Raw genomic sequence first — 25,157 nt, 5'->3', positions numbered from 1 at the left:
GTGCCAAAAGTGATAATAAATTGTTTTATTAATGGTGACCGTAGTGTTGAGTCCAAGAAGTGAGCAAAAACGACAACAAATTTTACAAGCGGCAGGAGAGTTGTTCTGTGAGCAAGGCTATGCGATCAGCATGGATGCGATAGCCGTTAAAGCGCAAGTATCGAAGCAAACAGTGTATTCACACTTTAAAACGAAAGATGAGCTTTTTGAGACGTGCATAAAAGCAAAATGTTCAGAGAATCAGTTAGATGGAAGGTTGGTAGATGACCCAAGACCGATTCGTGAAGTTTTGTGTGATTTTGCTTTTTCTTTTCAAAGCATGTTATTAACGAAAGAAGCCCAGCATACGTACAAAACGGCTATTAGCCAACGAGATAGTCACCCACAACTCGCGAAGGTATATCTTAGCGCTGGGCCTAAAGCGACAGCCGATATGTTGGCTGATTATATTCAATACTTTATTGATAAAGGTGTACTGAATGTGCCTATACCAGTTCATGAAGCTGCGATGCAGTTATTACTTATGTGGCATGGAAGAATCGTTTATTGGTCTTACTTAGGTGAGGATAATGAAGAAACAGAAGAAGATCGTAGAACTTATTTGAATAGCTGTGTAGATCTTTTCTTAGCTGGCTATGAAGTTAAAGCATAGATTTTCAATTTCGTTATTCGTGTTAACTGTGTAGTAAATGTTAAGGCTCATCATCTCTTGCTGTTAGTAAAGAGATAATGGGCTTTTTTTTATATAAAAGCACTGAGTCATAAGCAACGCTTATCAATTGGTTAAGAACTAGTGATTAGCTAGAAATGCTGCAGTTGGTTAAATTACCGTCATACCAAGGACGTCAATGTTTGCAATGAATATTGGCAGCGAGACATGGAGATTCTCTAATCAACTTATCCGCTCAACATAAGGTTTATACGATATGAAAAAGCTAACGATTGCAGCAACAATAGTTATTTCTCTCGGTTTAATGGGGTGCTCTGGTCATGGCGCTTTATCGTATAACACACAACCCGTAGTGATGGATAAAGATGAGAATTATGATAAGGCATATCAAGAGTGCCTTGGTTTTGCAGATGAAGCGACAGGTAGCAAAGTTGCAGCCCGACGTAATGGTGCTTTGTTAGGGGTTGGCTTAGGTGCGGTAGCAGGAGCTGCGACTGGTGAAGGTGCTGCTAAAGGAGCTGCTCTTGGTGGTGCAACAGGTGCCGTAAGTGGTGGTCTTGCTGGTCGAAGTAAAGATTTGAATGATGCAGATTACGTCGTTCGTAATTGTTTAGAGAAAAAAGGTTATACCGTTTTAGATAAGCGTGAAGATTAATTAGCGAACACGATAGTTCAATTTAATACCGCCCATACTTTCTTATTCCGATAAATAAGCAAGTGTGGGATTTTTTGTTTTAATCTTTTGTGATTCCAAATTATAACGGTAGCTAATGCAATTAAATGTCAGCTTATCTGATCAGATAGCTCATTTTGATGACTCATTCTTGAGAATAATGCCTAAAAATTCTTACTTTTAAGATAAATGAAAAATAGAGCCATCTAGCATACTATTGAGCATTTTTTTGCCTTTCAGATCACATTTTACTGCTATGTTTATTTTGTGTGTTTCAACATCATCAATATAAATTATGAGGTGATCATGAAGACTTGGTCCATCAGTAAAGTATGTGCATTACTGGTCGCTATTCCAGGATTAATGCTTTCACAACAAGTTGATGCTGCTTCAAGTCGCCTACAACAAATCATCGATCGTGGTGTATTAAAAGTTGGGACAACGGGGGATTGGAACCCGATGACTATCCGAGATCCCGCAACAAATTTCTATAAAGGCTACGATATAGATATTACAACCGAGCTGGCTAAAGATCTTGGAGTTACGGTTGAGTATGTGGCTGCAGAATGGAAAAATCTCGTTAATGGTGTAGTGACAGATAAATATGACATGACGGGCAGTGCCTCGCTGAATATGCACCGTGCCAGAGTTGCAGGGTATAGTCAGCCCTATTTTTACTTGGCATTTGTTCCTGTTATCCAAGAAAAGAATATGACGCGTTTTAAGAAATGGAATGACTTCAATAATGTTTCAGTAACTGTTGCCTCTTCACTAGGCACAGTACAAGAAAGCATGGTTAAAGAATTTTTTCCTAAAGCAAAACATGATGTGATTGATTCAGAGGTTCGAGACTATCAAGAGCTCTTAGCGAATAGAGCAACCGTTATTGTGACGTCTAACGTTGAAGCGGCAACAATAACGCGTAAGTTCTCTCAACTCAAAATTGCAGATGTGAAAGGAATGCGTAGACCAACACCCATTGCGATGTTGTTACCACGTGATGACCAAGTATGGATAAATTATATCAACCACTGGGTTGAGTTAAAAAAGACTCAGGGTTTTTTCGAACGTATTGCTAAAAAGTGGGGACTGGTGCACTTAGAGCGTTAGTGCTAATGCCATGGCGTAAGCCTGGTAAATAATAAAAATAGAAATGAAGAAAATTAATAGTTTCAGGAAGAAACAACTCACTTCTTTTTAAGGTGAGAAAAAAGCCGCTATTATTTAGCGGCTTTTTTAATATCAGTGTATGTTAGAGCGAGGCAACGAATAGTTATAGTGCCGCGATAACGTGTTTATTTTTTAAATGACGCTGATGAATTTTGGCTAAGGCAAAAACTAAACAAGCTTGAGTAATCAAAGCGCCAATTAGAATTACAGGGGTATTCATTATGCCTGCAATAACAAAGCTGAAAAATGCAACAAAACCATTTAAAAGTGCATAAGGTAACTGAGTACGAAAGTGTTCAAATTGATCACAACCAGAGCCTGTCGAAGACAATATTGTTGTTTCTGAAATAGGAGAACAGTGATCACCAAACAACCCGCCAGATAAAACCGCCCCTATACAAGCATAAAGTGGTGCATCAATCGCAATAGCCGTTGGAATCACCAAAGGCATCATAATCGCAAATGTGCCCCAAGAAGAGCCCGTTGCAAAAGAAATTATTGCTGATAACAAGAATGCCACAGCGGGTACTAGCCAATGAGGAAATCCTGTTTGTGCTTGCTCTGCAATATATGCAGCTGTTCCTAAATCTTTACCTACACCGCTTAATGTCCATGCAAGAATAAGAATGATGGCGACCTGCATCATATTTCCCATTCCTTTTAAATAAACCGAAATACCATCAGAGAAATTTCGTACTTTATACAGTGCCATCAAGCCAACTAGCGTAATCGCAGCAAAGAAATAGGCACTAGATAGCGCAGCTCTAAACGAAGATCCAGAAATTTTCTCAAACGGGAAGCCTAATGGTGCAAGCATACTGATAAGCACAACAGCCATAACCAATAATGGGGCCCATACAAATGATGACTTTGCATTTTTATGCGTAAAAGCGGTAAGCGATTCTTTCGTTCCGCCTGTAATTATACCTTGTTGTGCTTTTTCTTCTGCTTCAGCCATAGGACCAAAATCAAGCTTCTTAAAGGCAACTAAGGGGACGATAAAAATGGCTAGAAATGCATAGAACTGAAAAGGAATTGCACGAACAAATGCTTCCCAATCGGTTATATCAACATTTAAGGCAGTAAACTCTTTTTGGATAAGCCCCATGATATAAACACCCCAACCAATAAAGGGAATAAGAATAGCCACAGGAGATGAGGTTGAATCAATGATGAATGCTAATTTTTGACGTGAGAGTTTTAACTTATCAAATAAGGGGCGGAAAACCGGACCAACAATCAGTGGCGTACCGAGATCGGAGAAAAAGATAAAAATACCACCAAACCATGAAGATATTTGCGCACGACACTTCGTACTTACCCAGTGTGTAACTTTTTGAGCAAACGCATGACCACCGCCAGATTGCTCCATTAATGCTACAAACCCGCCAATGAAAACAAGTAAGACTAGTACGCCAGCATTATAGCTGTCAGTTAGTTGAGGCACTAAATGATCTTTTACTAATACCCCAAATGTATCGAGGGGGTTAAAGCCGTTAAGCATAACGACACCACTTAACACGCCACCAAATAAGCCTATTACAACGTTTCGTGTACTTAATGAAAGTATCAAAGTAATGATGATAGGGATTAGCGAGGTTACATCCGTTTGTTCCATGTTTACTTCCTTCCTAATACAGCTTGGAAATGAGTCATTCCATTTTTGTTATAAATTCATTTTTATTGAATATATATTTAATTTGTCAGCGTGTATATAGGGTAGGGAGATTAAGTGTTGATGTTTTATTCTCAGAACTCAGAAGAACCTAGATGGATCTATTGCTAGATGCAAAATATTGCATTTGAATCTATAGTTTGATCGGTTTGGTTATATTTTCTGGATAAGAATAAAAGGATTTTTGGGCAATTAAAAACAATACATGTAGTGAAATTGCCTTCAGAAATACGTTTTACAGAGTGTTTATTACACTGACATCTATAAAAAAGAGCTTGTATAACTGTCGATGTTCATGAGTAATATCTGTAACAACATGCCGCCAGCAAACGTTGATTTGTAAGGGATTAAATAAACACATTTTATTCTTACACATGTTTGATGGAGATTTTCATGGTAACAAGACGACGTCTGATACAGATAGGTATTTCGAGTATAGGAACACTTACTTTGTTCTATACCAATTATAATTTTGGCTCAAAAGGTAAAGGATCTTCTGGCGATGATAATATTTCTAGTCCAGCCACACCCCCCTTCAAAGATGCGCTGCCTTTACCTTACCGACGATAGATGTGGGTAATCAACACCAATTAGATGTACCTGCCAATGCAAAGCATTTTGAGATTATTGAAGAGCAGGCAATGATAAAGATGCACCGTGATCTACCTGAAACATCGATATGGCGCTATCGAGATACAAATGTTGACTCTATTACCGCAACAGCTCTAGGCCCGACATTTATGGTAAAAATGGGGGTAGATAAACAACCTATTTGTGTGCGTTTTAATAATCAGTTACCAATAGACCATAAAGGGTTTGGTTTAACACATACCACGGTCCATTTTCATGGTGGGCATATTGAATCTCGTTCTGATGGTTTTCCGGAAAATATTGATAACTTAGGTTTTCATCCAGTATTTGAACACGGTGGTTTCTTTGACTATCGCTATGATATGGAAGATCCAGGATACTCAACAGGTGAAGCACATACTTTTGACCGCCCATCGACACTTTGGTATCACGATCACTTTTTTGATTTTACTGGACCTAATGTTTACCGTGGCCTTGTTGGCTTTTTCCTTATTTTTGATGAGCTTGATACTGGCGATGAAAATGATACTAGCGGATTGCAATTACCCAGTGGTGAGTTTGATTTACCCCTTGTATTTCAAGATAAACAATTCGCACGTGATGGCTCATTACTTTATAACTCTTTCGATCATAACGGTTTTTTAGGGGATAAGTTTTTAGTTAACGGTATGGTTCAGCCTTTTCATCGTGTACAACGGCGTAAATATCGAATCCGTTTTTTAAATGGTTCCAACGCAAGATTTTATCAACTCTTTATAACTGATAAAGATCGAAACACCTATCCATTTGACTTAATTGCGACTGACGGTGGTTTATTTTCTTCCCCTATAAGAGGTCGAGAATCAATGTTATTAGGAATGGCAGAGCGTCGAGAGATTATTTTCGACTTTTCTCAGTTTGAGGCGGGTACTGCAATCTTTGTTGAAAATAGGCTACGACAAGAAGACGGACGCGGCCCGAAAGGTGACTTCTTACGACCTGATACGCCCAATAAAGGACCACGGTTACTCAAATTTATCGTTGAAGGGGGAAAAGTGGAAGACAACAGCCTTGTTCCCAATAGCTTACGACCTTTTGAACCGATTTCTAAAGCAGAGTTGAAACGTGCCAAAGTCAGTGAGTTTGAGTTTGACAAAAAACAAGGTGCATGGACGATTAACGGAAAGTTGGCAGATCTATCGAGACCAATGGTAAGCCCTATGATGAACCAACCCGCTATCTGGCGTTTTATTAACAAATCTGGTGGCTGGTGGCACCCAATCCATGTTCATCTTGAATTAATGCGCGTAATCAGCCGTAACGGTAAAAGGCCGCCTTTAGAAGAAAGAGATGGTATGGCGAGAAAGGATACCATTATTCTTGGCCCAAATGATGAGGTTGAAGTATTCATTAAATTCAGAGATTACCCCGGTCCGTGGGTATTTCATTGTCATAATCTTGAACACGAGGATATGAGAATGATGGCCAGGTTTGATGTTAAGCCAGAGGAATAGTGAATGAAAGTTTTACTGATCTTAATGGTTGTTGGCGTAGGCTTCTTTGGTGGTTTTAAATATTTTGAAAAGACCCAAACGAATAGGTCTAACAATACCGTTTTCGAAGAGGTGACATCAACATTTCCGTCTGTAAGAATGAAGGGGTATTTACCCAATATTGAACTGAGAAATCAATTTAATGAGTCAGTGAAATTTTATGACGATTTAATCAAAGATAAAGTGGTACTTATTAATTTCATTTATACAAATTGTGGTGGGATCTGTGTTCCAACCACTTCAAGGTTGGCTAGAGTACAGGAAGAGCTAGGCGATAAATTAGGTAAAGATATTTATTTCTATTCAATCACTTTGGATCCTGAATTTGATACTCCTGAACGTCTTAGACGTTATGCTGACGTATTTTCAGCACAGCCCGGTTGGTTATTTCTAACAGGAGAATATGACGATATAGAAAGGCTTAGGCGTAAGTTAGGTGTTTATGATCTTGACCCGATAGTGGATGCGGATAAAACGCAACATGCAGGAATATTGGTTTATGGGAATGAGCCTCAAGGAACATGGGTTGCAATTCCTTCCCTTATTTCACCTAAAGATATTTTAAAGGCAATTTCAAAAGTGATGTAAATCATGTATTCATTGTCTTATGCGCGTACTAGCCGTTAATCGAGATGGTCATACCATATTGCAGATACAAAAAAGTCGACCTTGTGGTCGACTTTTCGTATTAATTACATTTAGCGTTTACAACATCAACTTAATATCTATGACTATATACGCTATGTAACGTTAAGCTGTTTGTGCGTCTTGTGGTATTTCACGACGTGCTTGTACAACAAGGCTAAAACCAATCAAAGCTACAAAGCCTGTCACGAACATGGCTGTTGTTACCGTAATTAGGCCATGTGCAGTAAATGCAGATACTAATGCACTTGCTGCCACACAAACCATTGTTTGCATAAAGTTAAGTAAGCCAGCTGCTGTTGCACTACAGTTCTTGAATTCAGATAATGCTTGGCTAACAACGATTGGATAAATCGCACCATTTGCAACCGCTAGGAAGCAGAATGGAAGTAAAATTGGCCAAATTGATGTTGGTGATGTACTTAGTGAAATCAAGAACATCATAACTACTGTGGTAACGAATAGCGTTAGTAACCATGGCAAAATTTTCTTGCTTTCATATTTAGCCAATAGTGTACGGCAACCGTAACCACCAACAATGAAGCCAACCGTTTGTGGAGCATAGCTTAAGCCGATATCAGCGCCTGAATAACCCATTGCGCCCATAATGAACGGTGAGCCAGTTAAATAAGCAAAGAACGCTGCAGAACATGCTGCAAAAATTAGCATGTTGCCGATGAATTTTTTTGAACTTAAAATTTGCTTATAATCTTTCTTTAGCTGAACGAATACTTTTTCATGGTTTTTTACTGTTGGTGCACTTTCAGTCTCTTTCAGTGACATAATAGCTAAAACAGCACCAAAGCCAACAAGAGAAACAAAAATACTACGCCAGCCGAATTGACCTTCAAGCATCGCACCAGCAAGAGGAGCAAGTGCCGGAGATAAGGCTACTAGCGGCATGATTGTCGCAAACACGCGTTCAGATACTTTACCTTCGTAACGGTCAACAACAACTGCTTGCCAAATAACGGTAGCACTACATGCACCTAAAGCCTGTGCAAAACGTGCTACAAGAAACATTTCTACGTTCGGTGCAAAAGCACATAATACAGAAGCTATACTGAACAACGTCATACCGCCAATTAAGACTTTAATACGTCCAATGCGGTCTGAAAGTGGTCCGTAGATCAACTGCCCTAACGCCATACCAAGAAGGAAGATACTTAAAGAGAGACCAATAAGTGATTGTGTTGTACCAAACTCTTCTTGAATTGTTGCAAATGCAGGTAAATACATGTCTGTTGCGAGAAACCCTAACATACTAAGGCATGCAAACCAGGCTAGGGTGATTTTTGATGGTTGGTTTTTCATTACGCTTTTTCTTTTAATCAAATAACATTGCGGCAAGTTTAATGGTGGTTTTACTGGCTGTGAAACGGTAATATTTCAACATTGCTTTCAAAAAATTTGATGTGATATGTTTTCATACAATGATCTGCAAGTTATTGATGTTGTCGCTAGGCGTGGCAGCTTTTCCGCTGCGGCAGAAGAATTACATAAAGTACCAAGTGCAATTAGTTACACCGTTCGATTAATCGAAGAGCGTTTAGCTGTCGATTTATTTGTTCGCTTGCACAGGCAGGTTAAATTAACGCCAGCTGGCGAGTATTTTGTCGAAGAAGCACGCAAGTTAATTAAGCAAATGGAATTGATGCGTTTGCAAACGCAGCGTGTAGCAAATGGTTGGTCACAAAGTGTCTCTGTTGCTTTAGATACCGTAGTAAGAGAAAGCCGAGTAAATACCTTAGTACGTGACTTTTACGTTGCCTTTCCTGATGTAGAATTACATTTAAGCATGGAAGTGTTCAATGGTGTCTGGGATGCGCTTGCTGATGGCAGAGCAGATTTAGCAATTGGTGCTACCGCTGCTGTTCCTGTTGGTGGGGCATTCGACTATCGCGATATGGGAACACTCACCTGGAAATTTGTGGTGAGTAAAGATCACCCACTAGCAAGTGTGGAACATAAACTTACCGCAGAAGAGTTAGTTCAGTATCCGGCAATTTGTCTTGAAGATACGGCGCGTACGTTACCTAAACGTGTTACTTGGATAATGGATAACCAGCGCCGAATCATGGTGCCGAATTGGTACAGTGCGCTACAGTGCTTAAAGGCAGGGCTGGGGATCAGTGTTGTGCCTACGCATATGGCAATTCCTCGGATTGAATCGGGTGAATTAGTCGAAAAGCAGTTAGTGAATAAACCCGCGGTTAGCCCATGTTGCCTTGCATGGAATACCGAATGCGTAAACCCTGCACTTGAATGGCTACTCGCTTATTTGGGTGATAGTGAGCAGCTTCACCGCGAATGGATGCGTTAAAAGAGGTGTAGGTAAGCTAAATATGTCTATTTTGTAGTAGCGCTTGGCATTTTACTCTTAGCAAATCTCGCAATAGTAAAATGGCAGGAGTTACCTGTTTTCGGTTTGGGCAAATTAGCCATAAGCTTGTTGGTTCAACATAGTAATCGGGCATTAGCTCGATTACTCGACCTGCATTCAGATCATGGCTTAAATCTAAACGTGATTTTAATGCGATCCCTTTACCTGCAACTGCCCAACGCTTAACAATATCGCCATCGTTACACATGCGATTACTGCTTACTTTGATTTTAGATCTGGATTTAATACTGTCATCAGTGTTCGAGATCGTATTGCCACTGTTTTTACTTATCAGCTCCCACTGGTTATATGTTTTGCTGCCTAACTGATACAGCAAACAATTATGTTGTAGTAAATCTTCAGGTTTTTTGGGTGAACCATATGTCGCAATATAACCAGGTGAAGCGCAAATTACACGGTCTACTGTGGCTAATTTAAATGCGATCATTGTTGAGTCTTCAGGCTGCCCATAACGTAGGGCAACATCGACCTTATCCATGTAGAAATCAGCCAGCGAATCGCCAATACTGAGTTGAAAACTGAGTTTAGGGTTGTTATCCATGACTTCGTCTAACCACGGTAAAATAAGGTTACGTCCTAAATCTGAAGAAACAGATAAACGCACTTCTCCGGCTATTTCTCCCTTCATTTCCGTAATTGATGCTTTGGCATCATCCAGCGAGCTCAGTGCTTGACGACAATGAAGTAGAAAACGTTCACCTTCAGCGGTAATACGTAACTGACGTGTTGAACGAATAAACAACTCAATACCCAATTGCTTTTCAAGTCGTTTCAGGGCAGCACTTGCGGCTGCAGGGCTAATGTCGAGTTGTACTGCGGCTGCCGTAATATTACCGATATCGGCGGTTCGCACAAAAAGCTCGAGGTCTGCTGTGTTCATGGTTAATACCTATTATCAATATTATTTTGAAAAAGTTTAAATCATTATGCTGTTTTTAATTGGAACATTCTCTTCTATTATTGCTTTAACAACATATACCCCTTCAAATATTAAAGAGAATAGCCATGAAAGCCATCGGATACTTAGAAGCGAAAGCCATTGATCAACCAGATGCACTATTAGATATCGAGTTACCAATGCCGACGGCAACAGGACGAGATGTATTGGTTAACGTGAATGCGATTTCGGTTAATCCTGTTGATACTAAAATTCGTCGTAATGCTCAACCGAATGAAGGTGAACATAAAATTTTAGGTTGGGATGCCGTCGGTGAAATTGTCGCGATTGGTGATGATGTAGAGCACTATAAAGTGGGTGATAAAGTATGGTATGCCGGTGATATTACCCGTCAAGGCACCAATGCTGAATACCATCTTGTGGATGAACGCATTGTCGGTAAGCAGCCATTAACATTATCGAATAAAGAAGCCGCAGCTTTACCGCTAACGGCAATTACGGCTTGGGAGCTACTGTTTGATCGACTTGGATTTAACGTGATTAGCCATGTAGCTTCAGATCAAGCTGCCAATGAAGCAAAGAAACCAACAGATACCCGTTTACTGATCGTGGGTGCATCTGGTGGTGTCGGCTCAATTTTAACCCAGTTAGCGGTTAAGTTAACGAATGCAACAGTGATTGGTACTGCTTCACGTAAAGAGAGCCAAGCATGGGTAGCAAGCCTAGGTGCTGATTATGTAATCGACCATTCGAAATCACTCACTGAAGAGCTGGCACGTATCGGAATCAGTGATGTTACACATGTAATTAGCCTTACACACACAGATAAACATTTTGATGAGATTGTTGAAGCCTTAGCGCCTCAAGGGCAACTGGCGTTGATTGATGATCCTCAAGAACCAATTGATATTATGAAGTTGAAGCGTAAGTCGTTATCACTTCATTGGGAATTAATGTTTACACGTTCAATGTTCCAAACTGCCGATATGGATAAGCAGCGCCAGTTATTAAACGCAGTATCTTCATTGATTGATGATGGTGAGTTAGTCACAACATTAGGGCAGAATTTTGGCAAGATAAATGCTGAAAACCTTAAAAAAGCACATGCTTATATCGAATCTGGTAAGTCAATCGGCAAAGTGGTTCTAGAAGGCTTCTAATCTATTTGAAACGTGAGCTATAAAGAATATTATTATAAAGCGCAGTACCTTCATGTACTGCGCTTTTTGTTTTATAAATTTGTTTTATTTTTGGTCTGTACTTCCTATTTAGGTCATGGAGTACAACACGAGGGTTTACCGTCCTATTATTGACTATCTTCTCATTAAGAAATGGCTTATGAAAATTAATCATTACAATGTTTTCATTACAATTATGAATGCGAGGTTGTTATATAATTGTGTTGTTACTTCCATATGTTAGTGTGAAAAAATAATTATTATGGTGTTTGTTTTATTTTTAATAAAAGTTTTTTTTGTAACTTACATTTCTATTTTTTTATTGGTCTGATGAGAAAATAATACGTAACCATAGAGTATTTATCCTGTTATTATCACCGTGTAATATGTTGTCAGTAAAGGCTTTTTACATCATCGTTGGCTCGTGATGTTAAAATACTGTTTTTTACTCAGCTTCCTTTGTTATGTCGTATAAAACACATGCTGAACATAATGTTCAGTGCTGTTAATAATTAAAATAAACACAATAATAATATGGATAAACTGACTCAGCTTAATGCGTTTGTGAAAATCGTCGAAGCTAAAAGCTTTTCATTAGCAGCAGAGCAACTCGGTGTCGCAAACAGTACTGTAAGTAAATGGATTCACAACCTTGAATCAACTTTTGGGTGTCAGTTATTAGTCCGAAAAGGCAATAATGTGTACCTATCAAAACAAGGAGAAATATACCATCGCCACGCTGTGGATGTATTGACTAGTTACCATCGCTTAATCAATGTTCAATATACCAGTATGAATAAAGGCAAAGTGCGACTTGGAATACCACGCAGTTATGGGGAAGAGTATGTTTTCCCGTTATTAATGGAGTTCTCTAAGCTACATCCTGATATTCAGCTAGATGTTCAGATGAATGACAATAAAGAGTCGATATTTAAACAAGGTTACGATTTGGTACTTCGTATTGGAGAGATAACGGAAAGGGATGTTGTCGCGCGCGAAGTAGGGCGAGTACCACGCGTGTTAGTTGCTTCAGCTAGTGCAATATCGTCGAAAGACTGTGACGATAAAACGTTTGTTGGGGCATTACCAATAGTGCTACACAGTAATTGTGGGGTTGGGTATTTCTCGCAAATATTGGATCGTAAGATTCATGATAGTAATATTCGCATGCGTTTGAATTCTTCGAAAAGTGCTTTGAAAGCGATTTTGAGTACTGATGCGATGTCGATTTTGCCGTATTTTGAAGTGGCCGAGAAATTAGAAAGTGGTGTTTTAGTTCACCTGCTACCTTCTTGTCGGTTACCAAATATGCCATTAAATGTGATTTATCCGCAACGAGAGTTAATGAGTAGCAGTGCAAAAGTATTGTTAGGATTTTTGCTTGAGCGGAAAGACCTGTTGATGTCTCAGTGTACAAAGCGGCCTCAGGTGATGTGTGCTTTGTTACCTAAAGAAGAGTAACTACTTACTATAGAAATAAAAAGGGTATTTAATTTTCATTAAATACCCTTTTTTTCTTTAAAGAAGCATAAGAAAGTTAGCTAAATTTGAACTGTAATCCATCAACTAACCAACCACCGCTCCATACATGCATTGATTGTAATGTTGATCCTGCAGGCACATCCAATGTTTCTTGTTGTACAGTGCCGACTGACGAACCGGTTTTTGCACCAAAGGTTTGAATTGAACCATCACGTTTTACAAATTCTAATGCCAGAATGTGCTTGCCACCATATGTGAACTCGCCTGAATACACTTTAATTTGTACTACGTTTGATAAATCTACGCTGGTGGCATTATTTGTATTACCACCCACAAGGTTATTAGGTTGGGTACCAATAGCATCAATTGCTGCCCCATGTGCAATGTATAATTGGTTTGATGAATTGTCTAAGATACTAGGGTTACCGGTAGTGTAACCAAATACAGGGCTCACATTTTCATTACGAAATACGTCTGTATATGATGTTATCGTACGTGAACTGCTGCCACTTGGTTCGCTATTCTCAACATAAAGAGCTAAATCCCCACTTGATTTATCATGTGCTAGTACTTGGCCGTCAAATGTATTGGAAAGTTTGTCACTGTTTGCAATCCAATCCCAACGCTGGGTAAGGCTTTCATTACACGTTTGCAGCTGCGTTAGATTTTGACTGTCTAAACACTGGTGAGTATTCGCAGCACTCATGTAGCGACCGAGCTGATCGTAGATGAATGATTGATTGCTCTTCTTGTTGTTACATGTTTGTGCCGATAATACACCATTGGTATCAGACTCTAGACAGCGGTTTGCAAAGCCACCCAGCTGTATGTTGACAGGGCGTCCACCAGTAAAGACAGGGTGCTCCCAGTTAACGGTGAAGCTAGCACTTTTACTTACACGTTTACGTGGGGTATTTTCTAATCCTTGATAAGATACATGGCTACCTACAACGTAGTAGTGTTTATAGCCACCGTTGTAGATAGGACGAATGTTTACAGAAGAATCAATAGTGAACTCAGTTGTACCCGTAGTCGTTGGTTCGGCTTTATATATCACGTCCATGTTGGGAATAAAGCTGGCATATCCAATTGGATTAACACGGTTAACATCGACCGGATAACTGGTTGCCCATAATGCATCTGTAAAATCATCTTGAAGGGATTCTGCCGTTGCGTATTGTTCACGGTTCCACTTAAAGCTGACTTGTCGCGCATTCGGTGCAGATCGTTCAACACGATAATCTGATGTGTTGTAGGTTAACCAACGGCTTTGACTATAACTTGCAGATGCTTCTAGTTTGCCTTTTGGCCCTTCTTTACCTACTTCAACTCCTCCGCTTACTCCAAGCTCAAAGCCTGAAACCTCACGCTTTTCGTAGTTGGCATTAAGGTTATTAATTGGGAATGTTTTCAAGATTGCAGCTTTATCATTTGAGGCCTTGAACGCGAATTGATAATCCTGTGCAATCGCATCGGTTGCCCAATCACGGAACCAAGCGTCTAATGTTGTGTAATCTGCGGAATTACCGACATGATCTAAACGATCATTCAAATGAATTCCTGCTCCTGTTGAATCTTCATCGAGACTGATTCGTACAATTTTTGCATCTGGGGTCGCTGATCCAATAGTACCGTGCTGTAAAGAACGTTCAAGGTTCACTCGGTAGATCAATGAAATGTTTGGATTATCACAGAATACACGTGTGCCTCGATCCCAGAAATGAGAGCTATTGAAAGTACATTCACTATCACTGATAGCACGGTTCACGTTAATGTAGAACGCAACGTGCGGTAAAGTGGATGTCGTATTTTGATTGTTATTACGTGGTGCTGGTGAGTCGAAGCTTGATAAGCTACGTTTCGAACGCGAAGGTGCTTCAGCTAAGGAATCCAATTTACTGATATTTGAATCATCGGTGCTTTCTAACAGCGTATAGAGAAGTGCTCCTTTATATTCGCTGATAGCAATAAGATCAGTATTGAAAGACATACCTGTAATGGCGCTCATTTTTTGTTTAGCCATTACTTTTTGAGTGTCGTTTTCAATATCACTGAAATCAATGAAATATTTTTTGCCCTTATTTATCACATCATTTTCGATGACTTGCAAAGACAATGATGTGGGTTGTTTATCAGTATCTGTGCTGTCATCTAACCATGAAGTGGCATTGATATATACGATATTTTGGTCATTTTGTAAGGTGCTAAATATTTCGATAGCATCACTGCTTGGAGTACCTATGGTTTCAAACGGCTGTGCAACTGCTACTGCTGATACCATTGCCAAGCTGAGAGTGGAAAGCGTAAAAGAAGTTTTGCTTATTTTAGTTTTTATCATCTGACGTTCTCATTTTTATTATTGGTATAAAATGCGGCTTTACTGCATAGCTATGGTGTTTTTTATTATATTTAAGGTCAATCGCATTCAGCTGGTGAATAGAGAAAACACCATTTTCCATTAAGGAAAAAGAAGATTTTTATCATTAATTACTTGTTATAATTTAACATTTTCCATTTAGTGTTTATAAAGTGTGATGGTGATGGTTTTTAGTGCGATTAAATTGGCATGAATAATGATCACTATTAATTATTTAACTAAGTATGCTATTTAAATTTATAACCAATTGAAAATAAAAGGTGCGTAAGTATGCATATCAATAAGAAGCATACGTTGGTGTGTGATATGCAGCCATATAGCATGTAATTCTGTTACATTATGAGATTAAGTTATTTCTGCCGTTTGTTTAGGTGGTTTAAAGGAAGGGATAATGAGAAAAACCGACAAGAAAATCGATAATGCGATCCGTAATGAATTAATCGAGGTATGTGATATCGCATTAATATCGGTAGATGGCTTTCAGTGGTTAACACATGAAGTCAACTACGACCGTTTCCCTGCGAGTTTGAAAGTGGTGTGCGTGTTTAATACTGATGCCCAGTTACTGGCGTTGAAACAGCAAGAACAAGATGTGTTTTTACGTAATCTGATAAAGACCCACCTTAACAAAGTGAATGTTGTACTTAAGGATGTGCGCGGTCAGGTACAGTTTGACAGTGAAGAAGCGTGTGAAAGAAGTCATGGTGGGAAATGGGTATTGCGGTTAGCAAATTAAAAGAGGGATGGAGCCAGTAAATTATTTACTAGCTCCATGTTTTAGTCTGTTTTCAGCGTTTGATAACCCGCCCAAATACGTGTAGCCGTTGTGATCCAGCATAAGGTGCCGTATACCCATGCGATGATCGCAAAGTACTGTGGTAATAAGCAGAACAGTACAAAGCAGGCAATGGTTTCTGTGCCTTCCGTTAACCCTCCGATGTAGTACAAGGATTTTTGCTTATAAACAGGGCTTTCGATGTTTCGTTTTCCAGCCATTATGGCAAAAGAGAGAAAACTTGAGCCAGTACCAATAAACGAAAATATCAAGAATGCACCAGCAACGGCGTTTGCACTTGGGTCAGCTAATACAAAGCCAAATGGCACCATCGAATAAAATAGAAAATCCAGTGTAATATCGAGAAAACCACCGCAATCTGTAATGCCTTGTCGACGTGCAATCGCGCCGTCTAAACCATCAAATATTCGATTAATAACGATGAATGTCAGCGCCCAATAATACTCTTGCAGCATAAGGGATGGTAAGGCAAGTAAGCCAATTAAAAAGCCAGTTAACGTTACTTGGTTAGCCGTAATTCCAAGTTTATCGGGTAGGGCTGCCAGTGTTTTTAGCGGCCAACGAATAACTTTAACTGCATAGCGATCAAGCATTGACTAACCCTCGATCATTGTTGTTCCATGGCCAGCGCAAAACCAGTCCATTTTCAGGAATATCGTCATCGTCATGTGTCACCATTAATGCGGGAATATCCTGTTTCTTTATTTGCTCAAAAACAAAGAGCCTGAATTCAATGCGCAAGGCTTTATCGAGTTTACTAAAGGGTTCATCTAACAAAACCGCTTTTGGCTTTGCTAATAATGTTCGCATTAAACTGATTCTTGCGCGTTGTCCTCCCGATATTTCGTTAGGCATGTTAAAGGCGATATTGTGTAATCCTATGTGTGTCAGTGTCTGAATTGCTTCATTCTTTCGGTTTGCCCCAGTGATCGTACGGGGGAGTCCAAATGCTAAATTTTCCCACACATTGAGGTGAGGAAAGAGCAAATCATCTTGAAATAAGATCCCAATTTGGCGTTGGTCAGGCTCAAGATCATTCATGATCGTATTATTAAGTCGTATTTGACCCTCTAAGGCGAATATGGGACTTAAATGACCAGCAATAGCACTTAATAAGCTAGATTTACCGCAGCCGCTTGGTCCCATTAATGTCAACACTTCACCATTATTAACGCTGAAGTTGATAGAAGAAATAAGCGGTATATTAGCGTTATTTATAGTGAGGTTTTCCACAGATAAGGTCATCCGTGTTGGTACTCCGTGTTTGTCGTTGAATCGATTGTGTACGACGGGAAAAGTTACCCGAATAACGACTGGCAATCAGTGCCAAAGTGAAGAAAATCAAAGGTAACAACCCTTGAAGTAAACCGTAAACAGCACTGACGCGACGATCTTGTCCACTGGCTAAAGCGACAGCTTCAGTGGTTAAGGTGGAAATACGTCCAGCACCTAAAACTTGGGTTGGCAGGTATTGCGCAAGACTTACGCTCATGCCGACAGCTATAGCTAAACAAATAGCAGGCATCATGAGAGGGCGTTTTACTTTCCACCACGTCGCCCATGCATTCATGCCTAAACTACGGGCTGATTGATCGAGCCGGATATCATAGCTGCGCCATGGGCCATCTAAAGACAGATATAAATATGGGAAAGCAAATAGCACGTGGCTCCATATTACCCAAAACCAATAGTATTGACCTGGAATGAAGTAGGTCGATATTTGCATACCAAATAAAATAGAGAGCTGAGGAATAACCATTGGTAAAGCAATTAACCACGTAGGCAGTCCACGCTGATACTTTTGACGGTATTCAAGACAACCAATGGCTAAAATCAAAGCCAAACAAGCACTAATACAAGCCAGCATTGCGCTGCTGGTGGCGAGTTCAATCAGTGTATTACTTTCTTGTAGCCAAAAGCGTGCACTGTACCGACTTGGTAGTACATCAGGAAAACGCCAGCGTTGAGCAAAAGACCAAAGCAGTAAAACGGGAATAACCACAATCGGTACAAGGAAGAATGGCCAATGCAGTCGTCCACTGATGCCTGTGTGTCTCTTTTTTTTGTTGCTTCTGGTCGTGAGGGGAGTGCTAGCCTGAGCGCCAGAAATCTGCCATTCACGTTTTATATCAAATACAAACCACTCAATAGCACGTGCAAGAGCTAAAACACAAAAAGAAACAGCAAGAAGCAGTAACGCACCGACGGCTGCTCGGGTAATTAAGAGCAAGTCAGGTTCGTTAAACCACTGCCAAACTAAAACAGCGAGTGTTGGGGGGCGTGTGGGGCCAAGAATTAATGCAATATCGACAACTGATAGCCCATACGCCAATACTGCGTAAATAGGCATACGCATTTTAGGAAGCCATTGAGGCAACACGACTTTTAACCAGTTTTCATTGTGGCTATAACCTAAGCCAGCTGCGACGGCTTGTAATTGGTTAACACGTATTTGGTGTAAAACAGATACACTCATTAAGAGTAAAAAAGGGGTCTCTTTTATCGCAAGAGCAAGTAAGAGCCCTATGCCGTAAGGATCTTGAATAAGAGTAAAAGCCGATGCTGTATCTATGCCAATACTTTCGAGTAACCTGAATAGCCAACCTGTAGGCGCAAAGGTGAAAGCAAAGCCAATAGCAAATGCAACATGAGGCAATGCCAGCATAGGGGCAATTAAGTGTTCGATACGTTGCCAGCGAGGGCTATTCCAATTAGCCCTAAGAATAAAAAAGCAAAGCGTTAGCGCGAGTACAGTACTACCAATACCTGTAAATGAAGTTAAGAAAATTGACTGAGAAAGCCCCGACCATTGAAAGGCAGTATTAAAAGCAGAAAAATTTGGAGTGTTTAAACCAAGTGCGGGTAACCAAGAAAAAGCAGGTAGCACAATACCCAATACACCGGGTAGTAAAGGTAAAGCGCAAATGAGTATTGTTACTAAGTACAGCAAACGAATCATGTGTTTTCCGAAGCCTTACTAGCAACAATGTTATAAAGAGAAAAAGACAGCATAAACCGATTTATTACCCTTTCATTATAGTGAATTTGAGATGCCAAACGTTATGTTCAGCACCTCAGTTTGATTAGTGACCGTAACGACGTTGCCATTCTTGCTCTATGGCTGTTAACCAACTTGGGTGAGGTTCGGCAATGGGTTGAAATAGTGAAAACCCATGGCTTCCATTTTCAAGTGAGTCTTCTTTTAATACTGATGGATCGCCCCATATGCTGGTATCAGCTTTACGTGTTTGGGCCTCAGGGCTTAACAAAAAGTTAATAGCAACTTGTGCCCCTTCTTTCGCTGATGAATTCCAAGGTATTGCTAAGAAGTGAATGTTAGACAATGCTCCTTGCTTGAACGCATAAGCTTGAGCGGTTTCTGTGAGTGTTCCATGTTCAATGGCGGCATTTGCGGCATTAGGGTTGAATGTGAGTGCGAGCAATAACTGTTTATCATCAAGTAATTGTATTGTTTCAGTCGTACCTGATGGGAAACGTTTACCTTGTTGCCATGCCACAGGATGAAGTTGGTCAAGGTATTGCCATAAAGGAGCAGTAACACTATCAAAAAGCATTTTATCTTTCTGAATATCTAACGGCTGATAGAGCGCTGGCTTGTTGTCAGTTAATTCAATTAAAGCTGCTTTTAAGAAACTACTACCATGAAACTCTGGTGGTTGAGGGTAGCTCACCTTTCCGGGAAATGCTTTAGCAAGGCTTAATAGTTCAGCAAAACTTTGTGGTGGATTACTTAATGTTTGCTTATCGTGAATAAAAACAAGCTGCCCAACACCCCAAGGCGCTTCAAGCCCATCAGTAGGTTCGGTAAAGTCTTCAAAAACAGGTAGCCGTTGATCAACCTTTTCCCAGTTAGGTAGTTGGTCGACGAAAGGACCATATAATAGGTTTCCGGATTTCATTGAACGGAAATTTTCACCGTTAATCCATACCATATCGACGCTGCCATCACTATTTTTACCTGCTGTTTTTTCAGCAACTAAACGTTGTGTTGTTTCAGCAATATCAGCAACTTTGACATGCTTTAGCGTGACATTGTAACGAGATTTTAGTTGTTTTGCTGCCCAGCGTAGGTATGCATTTATTTCTTGGCTTCCACCCCAAGCATTAAAATATACCGTCTGTCCGTCGGCTTTGCTTTCTATTTGCTGCCACTTCTTAGCCATTTCCGATGAATAAGTACTTGTCTGCTGTTCGGCATGTGCAAAACTCGATGTGAGAAAGCCTGAGGCTAATGCGAGCGTTAAGCCTATAGCTGTTGTTAGTTTTGTCATTTTCCTAAATATCCTTATTTGCTTAGCGCTGTTCTTTTTCGAGCTTAGTCTGTAGGTCTGTTTTTGAATGTATAGAGCCTGCTTTATCATTACGCATCCAAGCATGGTATTTTTTTACCCAAGCGAGCAACGCCTGTGGCGCATTTGCTTGTTTCCAAACGCCGGCAGTATATTTATTGGCTTCACTCATTGTAGGGTAAGGGTGAATAGTACCGAGTATTTTGTTCAAACCTAATCCGTGGCGCATGGCTAGGGTAAATTCAGCTAATAGTTCACCCGCATTATTGCCTACAATCGTAACGCCTAAAATCTTATCTTTACCTTTAGGGGTAATCACTTTTACAAAACCATAATCTTCGCCATCAGTAATGGCACGGTCAAGATCATCGATACCATAGCGTGTTACATCAAATTCAATATTGAGGTTTTCAGCTTCTTTTTCATTAATACCCACCCGAGCGACTTCAGGTGCAGTGTAAGTGGCGGCTGGTAGTACAGAGTAATCGGCTTTAAATTTCTTAAACTGTCCAAATAAACCATTAACTGCGGCATACCATGCTTGGTGGGCTGCGGCATGCGTTAGCTGGAAAGGTCCTGCTACATCGCCTACAGCGTAAATATTTGGGTATTTAGTCTGTAGGTAATCATTAACGTCAACAGTGCCACGCTGTGTGGTTGTAATACCAAGTTCTTCAAGGCCAAATCCTTGCACATTGGCTACACGACCTAACGCTAACATAACCGCATCAAATTCAATGATAACTTCTTTGCCGTTGTATTCGAGGTATGCTCGTTGAATACGCGTTCCGTCTTCTGCTGTAATAGATTCAAAGCGTGTGGCTTTGTGGTTGAGTTTAATATCAACCCCATCTTTGTGCATGCTCTCTTTAACGAGCAGAGATGCGTCGGTATCTTCACGAATGAGCAGTTGCTCTGCCATTTCAACCAAGGTAACGGTACTGCCTAAACGGCTAAAGCTTTGGGCGAGTTCGCAACCAATAGGGCCACCACCTAATACAAGTAACTTCTTCGGTTGTACTTTTAACGACCAGATAGAATCAGACGTTAGATAATTAACATCTTGTAAGCCAGGAATACCCGGAACAAGTGGACGAGCACCTGTCGCGATCACAATGTTACGCGTTGTAATACGTTGACCGTTAACCTCAACTTCCCACGGTGATAGAATCTGAGCGTCACCCGAGATACAGTTAACACCCAATGAAGAGTAACGCTCTACAGAGTCGTGTGGTTCAATTTTATCGATCACATTATGAATACGTGACATCACTTTTTCGAAGTTAACCTGAGGCTTATCGGTAGTAATACCAAACTCATGAGCTCGAGAAATCTCTGCCATAGTATGGGCTGCACGAATAATGGCTTTAGAAGGCACACACCCTGTATTGAGGCAATCTCCCCCCATTTTATGGCGTTCAATCAGCGTAACTTCTGCTTTTACAGCGGCTGCAATATAAGAGCTCACTAAACCACCTGCGCCAGCGCCAATCACCACCATATTTTGGTCAAATTTTTCAGGGCGTTTCCAATTGGCGTATACACGACGTTGAGTAATGATATTCATAATGAATTTCGCTATTAAAGGAAAAAGGCCCAGAAGTGCAAGAGACACTAAAACAGGGGCTGAAATAATGCCGCTTAGTGATTCAATTTCACCAAGCTGTGTACCCGCATTAATGTATACCGCAGTGCCTGCCAGCATGCCAAGCTGGCTGACTAAATAGAACATGCGTGTACTAATGGGTGTTAACCCCATAAGCAGGTTCACCAAAAAGAATGGGAACACAGGAATTAAACGCAGTGTGAAAAGATAAAAAGGCCCATCTTTTTCTATGCCGGCATTGATTGGGGCAATTCTGTTACCAAATTTAGCTTGTACCCAATCGCGTAATATAAAACGACTGAATAAAAAGGCTAACGTTGCGCCGATAGTACTCGCGAAAGAGATTAATAATAGGCTCCACCAAAAACCAAACAGAGCGGCACCAAGTAGCGTCATTATTGCAGCACCCGGTAACGATAGGGCAGTGACAAGAATGTAAACCGCAAAATAAACGAGGCTCGATAAAAATGGCTTTTCGGCTATTGTATCTTGCAGCGCTAATTGCTGAGCTTTGGCTTGTTCAAGTGTGAAGTATTGGCTTAGATCAAATGCAAACCAAAGCCCTATAAGGGTCATTAATGTGATAAGCAGTACTACTTTTTTTCTATCCATGAAACACCTCAGCTGTTTGAGTCACGTTCAGTTTGTGTCGACGTTGACGGTGTGTTGTTATCATCCATTTGTATTGGTAGTGAGCAAAAACCTTGTGCTGGTACATCGAGTGCAGTATTAAATTTTGCAGATAGATTTTGAAAAGCCACCAAGGCTGTTAATTCAACAATAGTATCTTCATCAAACGACAGCTTTAAGTCGTTAATCATTTCTTCAGTAACTTTCTGACCTGTGATAGTCATCGCTTCAACGTAAGCAAGCACAATACGTTCTTGCTCAGAAAATAGATCGCTATGTTGCCACTGTGCTAAAGTTTTGATTTTATCAACCGAATCACAACGTTCAGCAAGTTTCATTCCGTTGGCATCAACACAGAAGGCGCAATCATTCAATTGTGAAACGCGCACGCAGACTAATGAACGGATAACGGGAGTAATAGGAGATGATTTACGATCTAGAACGCCGAAGAAACCTGCGACGAGCCAAAAGAGTGCAGGCTTTCGCCCCCAAAGTAGGGCTGGATTTAAGATTTCACCATAATGACGCTTTTGAAGCCAAAGCAGTGGCTTGATGAGAAATGAGTAACTTTTCTTGCTTGAAATACGCACTAGTGCCCCTTATCAACGTTGTAAATATGGTTTTTATACCAAACTAACAACAAAGACCGAGAACCTTACGAAAATATTTCAATAAATGCTGAAAATATCTTAAAAAACGTTTAGTTGATGGATATTTCTACATATTGGGTTTTAACTTGCTGAGCAACACGAGGCGCGTTTTGATCGGTCGCAAGTAGATAACCACACGCTAAAATTGGAATTAATGCTAAAACCATTGTTTTTCCAATATGGTAATTTCGATACCAATATTTTTTCGCTCTAATTTTTAGCAATAAACCCCAAGCAAGTAGTAGAAGGTTAAAGGCACCAACAATCGTTAGCGTTTCATTTAGAAGGTAAGCAGGGGCAAGGTTACTGTACACTAGATAGAATATGCTTAAAGGCGGTATAAGGCTGATAAAAACAAGAAATCGCAGCAGCTTGGGCCACTTACAAAACTTATCTTTAAACATGTGGCCTTCTTGCCCAGTAAAGGGGTTTGCACAAGACATAGCGTTTCTCAGTGTTATAGGTGAACGATTTTGAGTGTCAGCGCTGGTTGTATGTGTATTTTTATAACCTAAGCAACGCATTCATTCTGATAGAATACGCATTAATTTTACAAGCATCTGTGCTGAATGAAAACCCGTAGCTGTTTTTATAAGCAGCTTTGTGAGTCGCTTCAATGTTTGTGATTTATTGACTTAATTTTGACGTAGATAATGTCGTCTTAGGTGTGATGTTCACTGGATTTATCACTTTTTTGAAAAAATAATCTATATACGATATGAAGCACATGAATGTGTACTTGGCTTTAGTGTTAAGAGTGGATTATTAAATTAAAGAGTGGAAAGGTAAATGGTGTTTTTTAGCCATAAAAAAGAGGCGTAAACGCCTCTTTTAGTTTCATTCTATAACGTATATCTAAATTAAGACAATGCAGATAACAATTCAGTACGACGCTGTTCTGTAATAACAGACCAGTGTTGACCACTTATTGCCCCTTCTAGCGCCCATAATAATTCAATACTTAATGAATTCTGATGATTATCTTGCAAAGCTCGATATGCTCCAAGCGCCCCTGCATCAAAAAGATCGTCAATCGTACATATGCCTGCTTTCTTTAACATACGTTCATTAGCTAAACGTAAGTTTGGAAGGTCTTTAATACGATTCGGACCAGTGTTACTTTTGGCCTCTTTATCTTTTTCAGCAGCGGTCAAAGACCCTTGAGCTTGCAAAATTATTTTGGTTGTATCATTCCACCACTCATCAGGAATGGCGTAGTGTTTAGTGACAACCGGAAACCCACGTTTTTTATAAACGTATGGTTCAAGACCCGATTTTTTAAATTCTTCTTCATTATCAGCATTCGCACGAAGGTGAAGTTTATCGTTTACTACAAGAGCAAACATTGTTTCACCCGCAAAAATACCAAAGCCACCAAACATTGAGCGTGATTTAACACTCTCAAAACAATCAAATATTTTTAATGCGTCTTTTAGTACTGGTTTATCCATGCTTCTTCTCGGTGATATGCCATGAGTCACCTAACATCAGAGCGAGGAATTCAAATTATCAAACTACAGATAATCTGTGTCAAAATTATGTAAAATTTATGACAAAACTTTTTGTTAATCCATCGGCAACCCCGCTACCATGAGGGTTATTATTTAAGATACAAATAATACCTTTTTAGGCCGGAAGCTTTGCGTCCTATTCTTTCGAATAGTTTGCCTTGTTTCGTGACATAACGATTGTAACGTAGATAGTCAGTTTTATTCCGTTTCGAAATTTTTTAAATGTGATATTGCTTCAGGTATTGGGTTTATTTCTATGGGTTAAAAGCTCTTAATTCATATTAAAGCTTTCTTTTTATAGAGATTATTTTAATAAAAAAAAACCGATAAGAATTAACTTATCGGTTTCTTATGAATCA

The 25,157-nt window shown here is 39.9% G+C and carries 21 protein-coding genes and 1 riboswitch; of the genes, 9 read left to right on the top strand and 12 right to left on the bottom strand.

The window, feature by feature from the left end; all coding sequences use genetic code 11:
• Positions 1–31: 31 nt before the first annotated feature.
• From C9J48_RS18740 to C9J48_RS18730, 3 genes are all read left to right on the top strand, one after another.
• Entirely contained in the window at positions 32–652 is a 621-nt protein-coding gene (locus C9J48_RS18740) for a TetR/AcrR family transcriptional regulator (RefSeq protein WP_006232236.1), read from the top strand.
• Between the two features lie 274 nt (positions 653–926).
• Positions 927–1,325, top strand: coding sequence for a hypothetical protein (locus C9J48_RS18735; RefSeq protein WP_006232235.1), 399 nt, complete (start codon positions 927–929; stop codon positions 1,323–1,325).
• Between the two features lie 381 nt (positions 1,326–1,706).
• Positions 1,707–2,453, top strand: coding sequence for a transporter substrate-binding domain-containing protein (locus C9J48_RS18730; protein WP_050764912.1), 747 nt, complete (start codon positions 1,707–1,709; stop codon positions 2,451–2,453).
• 163 nt (positions 2,454–2,616) lie between these two features.
• Here the strand turns inward: C9J48_RS18730 and C9J48_RS18725 are convergent, their stop codons facing one another.
• Positions 2,617–4,131 carry a Na+/H+ antiporter NhaC family protein gene (locus C9J48_RS18725; protein ID WP_006232233.1) on the bottom strand — a complete coding sequence of 505 codons (1,515 nt, stop codon included), beginning with the start codon at positions 4,129–4,131 and terminating at the stop codon, positions 2,617–2,619.
• Between the two features lie 629 nt (positions 4,132–4,760).
• Here C9J48_RS18725 and C9J48_RS18720 point away from each other — a divergent pair.
• Together C9J48_RS18720 and C9J48_RS18715 are read left to right on the top strand one after the other, a co-directional pair.
• Entirely contained in the window at positions 4,761–6,272 is a 1,512-nt protein-coding gene (locus tag C9J48_RS18720; RefSeq protein ID WP_006232232.1) for a multicopper oxidase family protein, read from the top strand.
• 3 nt (positions 6,273–6,275) lie between these two features.
• The gene (locus tag C9J48_RS18715) at positions 6,276–6,899 is read left to right on the top strand and encodes an SCO family protein (protein ID WP_006232231.1); all 624 of its coding nucleotides are present in this window, start codon (positions 6,276–6,278) and stop codon (positions 6,897–6,899) included.
• Between the two features lie 162 nt (positions 6,900–7,061).
• Here C9J48_RS18715 and punC read toward each other — a convergent pair whose 3' ends face one another.
• On the bottom strand, positions 7,062–8,270 hold the full coding sequence (gene punC, locus C9J48_RS18710; protein ID WP_006232230.1) for a purine nucleoside transporter PunC: 1,209 nt from the start codon (positions 8,268–8,270) through the stop codon (positions 7,062–7,064).
• A gap of 106 nt (positions 8,271–8,376) precedes the next feature.
• Here punC and punR point away from each other — a divergent pair, with 106 nt between their 5' ends.
• The gene (gene punR, locus C9J48_RS18705) at positions 8,377–9,279 is read left to right on the top strand and encodes a DNA-binding transcriptional activator PunR (protein WP_006232229.1); all 903 of its coding nucleotides are present in this window, start codon (positions 8,377–8,379) and stop codon (positions 9,277–9,279) included.
• A 16-nt stretch (positions 9,280–9,295) separates the two neighbouring features.
• Here the strand turns inward: punR and C9J48_RS18700 are convergent, their stop codons facing one another.
• Positions 9,296–10,240, bottom strand: a complete 945-nt coding sequence (locus C9J48_RS18700; protein ID WP_006232228.1) for a LysR family transcriptional regulator — start codon at positions 10,238–10,240, stop codon at positions 9,296–9,298.
• A 125-nt stretch (positions 10,241–10,365) separates the two neighbouring features.
• On the opposite strand from C9J48_RS18700, the gene C9J48_RS18695 reads away from it, so the two are divergent.
• Positions 10,366–11,418 carry a zinc-binding alcohol dehydrogenase family protein gene (locus tag C9J48_RS18695; RefSeq protein ID WP_006232227.1) on the top strand — a complete coding sequence of 351 codons (1,053 nt, stop codon included), beginning with the start codon at positions 10,366–10,368 and terminating at the stop codon, positions 11,416–11,418.
• Between the two features lie 552 nt (positions 11,419–11,970).
• Entirely contained in the window at positions 11,971–12,897 is a 927-nt protein-coding gene (locus C9J48_RS18685) for a LysR family transcriptional regulator (protein WP_006232225.1), read from the top strand.
• A 76-nt stretch (positions 12,898–12,973) separates the two neighbouring features.
• On the opposite strand, the gene C9J48_RS18680 is transcribed toward C9J48_RS18685, so the two are convergent.
• On the bottom strand, positions 12,974–15,256 hold the full coding sequence (locus tag C9J48_RS18680) for a leukocidin family pore-forming toxin (protein ID WP_006232224.1): 2,283 nt from the start codon (positions 15,254–15,256) through the stop codon (positions 12,974–12,976).
• 430 nt (positions 15,257–15,686) lie between these two features.
• Here C9J48_RS18680 and C9J48_RS18675 point away from each other — a divergent pair, with 430 nt between their 5' ends.
• Positions 15,687–16,031: a hypothetical protein gene (locus tag C9J48_RS18675; RefSeq protein ID WP_006232223.1), complete on the top strand. Its 345-nt coding sequence runs from the start codon at positions 15,687–15,689 to the stop codon at positions 16,029–16,031.
• 41 nt (positions 16,032–16,072) lie between these two features.
• Here the strand turns inward: C9J48_RS18675 and C9J48_RS18670 are convergent, their stop codons facing one another.
• The 8 genes from C9J48_RS18670 to C9J48_RS18635 all read right to left on the bottom strand — a co-directional run bounded on the left by C9J48_RS18670 (position 16,073) and on the right by C9J48_RS18635 (position 24,738).
• On the bottom strand, positions 16,073–16,684 hold the full coding sequence (locus C9J48_RS18670; RefSeq protein WP_006232222.1) for a CDP-alcohol phosphatidyltransferase family protein: 612 nt from the start codon (positions 16,682–16,684) through the stop codon (positions 16,073–16,075).
• Entirely contained in the window at positions 16,677–17,336 is a 660-nt protein-coding gene (locus C9J48_RS18665; RefSeq protein ID WP_006232221.1) for an ATP-binding cassette domain-containing protein, read from the bottom strand. Before C9J48_RS18665 ends, C9J48_RS18670 begins: the two co-directional genes overlap by 8 nt.
• Positions 17,302–19,050 carry an ABC transporter permease gene (locus C9J48_RS18660; protein ID WP_006232220.1) on the bottom strand — a complete coding sequence of 583 codons (1,749 nt, stop codon included), beginning with the start codon at positions 19,048–19,050 and terminating at the stop codon, positions 17,302–17,304. The genes C9J48_RS18665 and C9J48_RS18660 overlap by 35 nt, the downstream gene beginning before the upstream one ends.
• Before the next feature lie 124 nt (positions 19,051–19,174).
• A complete protein-coding gene (locus tag C9J48_RS18655; RefSeq protein WP_006232219.1) occupies positions 19,175–20,383 on the bottom strand; it encodes an ABC transporter substrate-binding protein in 1,209 nt (402 codons plus the stop codon).
• A 22-nt stretch (positions 20,384–20,405) separates the two neighbouring features.
• Positions 20,406–22,619, bottom strand: a complete 2,214-nt coding sequence (locus C9J48_RS18650; RefSeq protein WP_006232218.1) for a dihydrolipoyl dehydrogenase family protein — start codon at positions 22,617–22,619, stop codon at positions 20,406–20,408.
• A gap of 8 nt (positions 22,620–22,627) precedes the next feature.
• On the bottom strand, positions 22,628–23,227 hold the full coding sequence (locus C9J48_RS18645) for a carboxymuconolactone decarboxylase family protein (protein ID WP_006232217.1): 600 nt from the start codon (positions 23,225–23,227) through the stop codon (positions 22,628–22,630).
• Between the two features lie 110 nt (positions 23,228–23,337).
• Positions 23,338–23,730: a hypothetical protein gene (locus tag C9J48_RS18640; RefSeq protein ID WP_242610849.1), complete on the bottom strand. Its 393-nt coding sequence runs from the start codon at positions 23,728–23,730 to the stop codon at positions 23,338–23,340.
• Positions 23,731–24,147: 417 nt separating this feature from the next.
• Positions 24,148–24,738 carry a TfoX/Sxy family DNA transformation protein gene (locus tag C9J48_RS18635; protein ID WP_006232215.1) on the bottom strand — a complete coding sequence of 197 codons (591 nt, stop codon included), beginning with the start codon at positions 24,736–24,738 and terminating at the stop codon, positions 24,148–24,150.
• A gap of 121 nt (positions 24,739–24,859) precedes the next feature.
• Positions 24,860–24,966: riboswitch (cyclic di-GMP riboswitch) on the bottom strand.
• Between the last annotated feature and the right edge of the window lie 191 nt (positions 24,967–25,157).

Origin of the sequence: Photobacterium profundum, assembly GCF_003026285.1 — a bacterium.
GTDB lineage: Bacteria > Pseudomonadota > Gammaproteobacteria > Enterobacterales > Vibrionaceae > Photobacterium > Photobacterium profundum.
The sequence above is the reverse complement of the archived record's forward strand: the minus strand, read 5'-3'. Positions and strand labels throughout refer to the sequence as shown.

What these genes read in the sequence shown, in the direction of transcription:
- C9J48_RS18740 (WP_006232236.1), top strand. Translation starts at nt 32, where the DNA reads ATGGTGACCGTAGTGTTGAGTCCAAGAAGTGAGCAAAAACGACAACAA.
- C9J48_RS18665 (WP_006232221.1), bottom strand. Translation starts at nt 17,336, where the DNA reads ATGACCTTATCTGTGGAAAACCTCACTATAAATAACGCTAATATACCG.
- C9J48_RS18640 (WP_242610849.1), bottom strand. Translation starts at nt 23,730, where the DNA reads ATGTCTTGTGCAAACCCCTTTACTGGGCAAGAAGGCCACATGTTTAAA.
- C9J48_RS18695 (WP_006232227.1), top strand. Translation starts at nt 10,366, where the DNA reads ATGAAAGCCATCGGATACTTAGAAGCGAAAGCCATTGATCAACCAGAT.
- C9J48_RS18715 (WP_006232231.1), top strand. Translation starts at nt 6,276, where the DNA reads ATGAAAGTTTTACTGATCTTAATGGTTGTTGGCGTAGGCTTCTTTGGT.
- C9J48_RS18635 (WP_006232215.1), bottom strand. Translation starts at nt 24,738, where the DNA reads ATGGATAAACCAGTACTAAAAGACGCATTAAAAATATTTGATTGTTTT.
- C9J48_RS18730 (WP_050764912.1), top strand. Translation starts at nt 1,707, where the DNA reads ATGCTTTCACAACAAGTTGATGCTGCTTCAAGTCGCCTACAACAAATC.
- C9J48_RS18675 (WP_006232223.1), top strand. Translation starts at nt 15,687, where the DNA reads ATGAGAAAAACCGACAAGAAAATCGATAATGCGATCCGTAATGAATTA.
- C9J48_RS18685 (WP_006232225.1), top strand. Translation starts at nt 11,971, where the DNA reads ATGGATAAACTGACTCAGCTTAATGCGTTTGTGAAAATCGTCGAAGCT.
- C9J48_RS18700 (WP_006232228.1), bottom strand. Translation starts at nt 10,240, where the DNA reads ATGAACACAGCAGACCTCGAGCTTTTTGTGCGAACCGCCGATATCGGT.
- punC (WP_006232230.1), bottom strand. Translation starts at nt 8,270, where the DNA reads ATGAAAAACCAACCATCAAAAATCACCCTAGCCTGGTTTGCATGCCTT.
- C9J48_RS18655 (WP_006232219.1), bottom strand. Translation starts at nt 20,383, where the DNA reads ATGACAAAACTAACAACAGCTATAGGCTTAACGCTCGCATTAGCCTCA.
- C9J48_RS18725 (WP_006232233.1), bottom strand. Translation starts at nt 4,131, where the DNA reads ATGGAACAAACGGATGTAACCTCGCTAATCCCTATCATCATTACTTTG.
- C9J48_RS18660 (WP_006232220.1), bottom strand. Translation starts at nt 19,050, where the DNA reads ATGATTCGTTTGCTGTACTTAGTAACAATACTCATTTGCGCTTTACCT.
- punR (WP_006232229.1), top strand. Translation starts at nt 8,377, where the DNA reads ATGTTTTCATACAATGATCTGCAAGTTATTGATGTTGTCGCTAGGCGT.
- C9J48_RS18735 (WP_006232235.1), top strand. Translation starts at nt 927, where the DNA reads ATGAAAAAGCTAACGATTGCAGCAACAATAGTTATTTCTCTCGGTTTA.
- C9J48_RS18680 (WP_006232224.1), bottom strand. Translation starts at nt 15,256, where the DNA reads ATGATAAAAACTAAAATAAGCAAAACTTCTTTTACGCTTTCCACTCTC.
- C9J48_RS18650 (WP_006232218.1), bottom strand. Translation starts at nt 22,619, where the DNA reads ATGGATAGAAAAAAAGTAGTACTGCTTATCACATTAATGACCCTTATA.
- C9J48_RS18670 (WP_006232222.1), bottom strand. Translation starts at nt 16,684, where the DNA reads ATGCTTGATCGCTATGCAGTTAAAGTTATTCGTTGGCCGCTAAAAACA.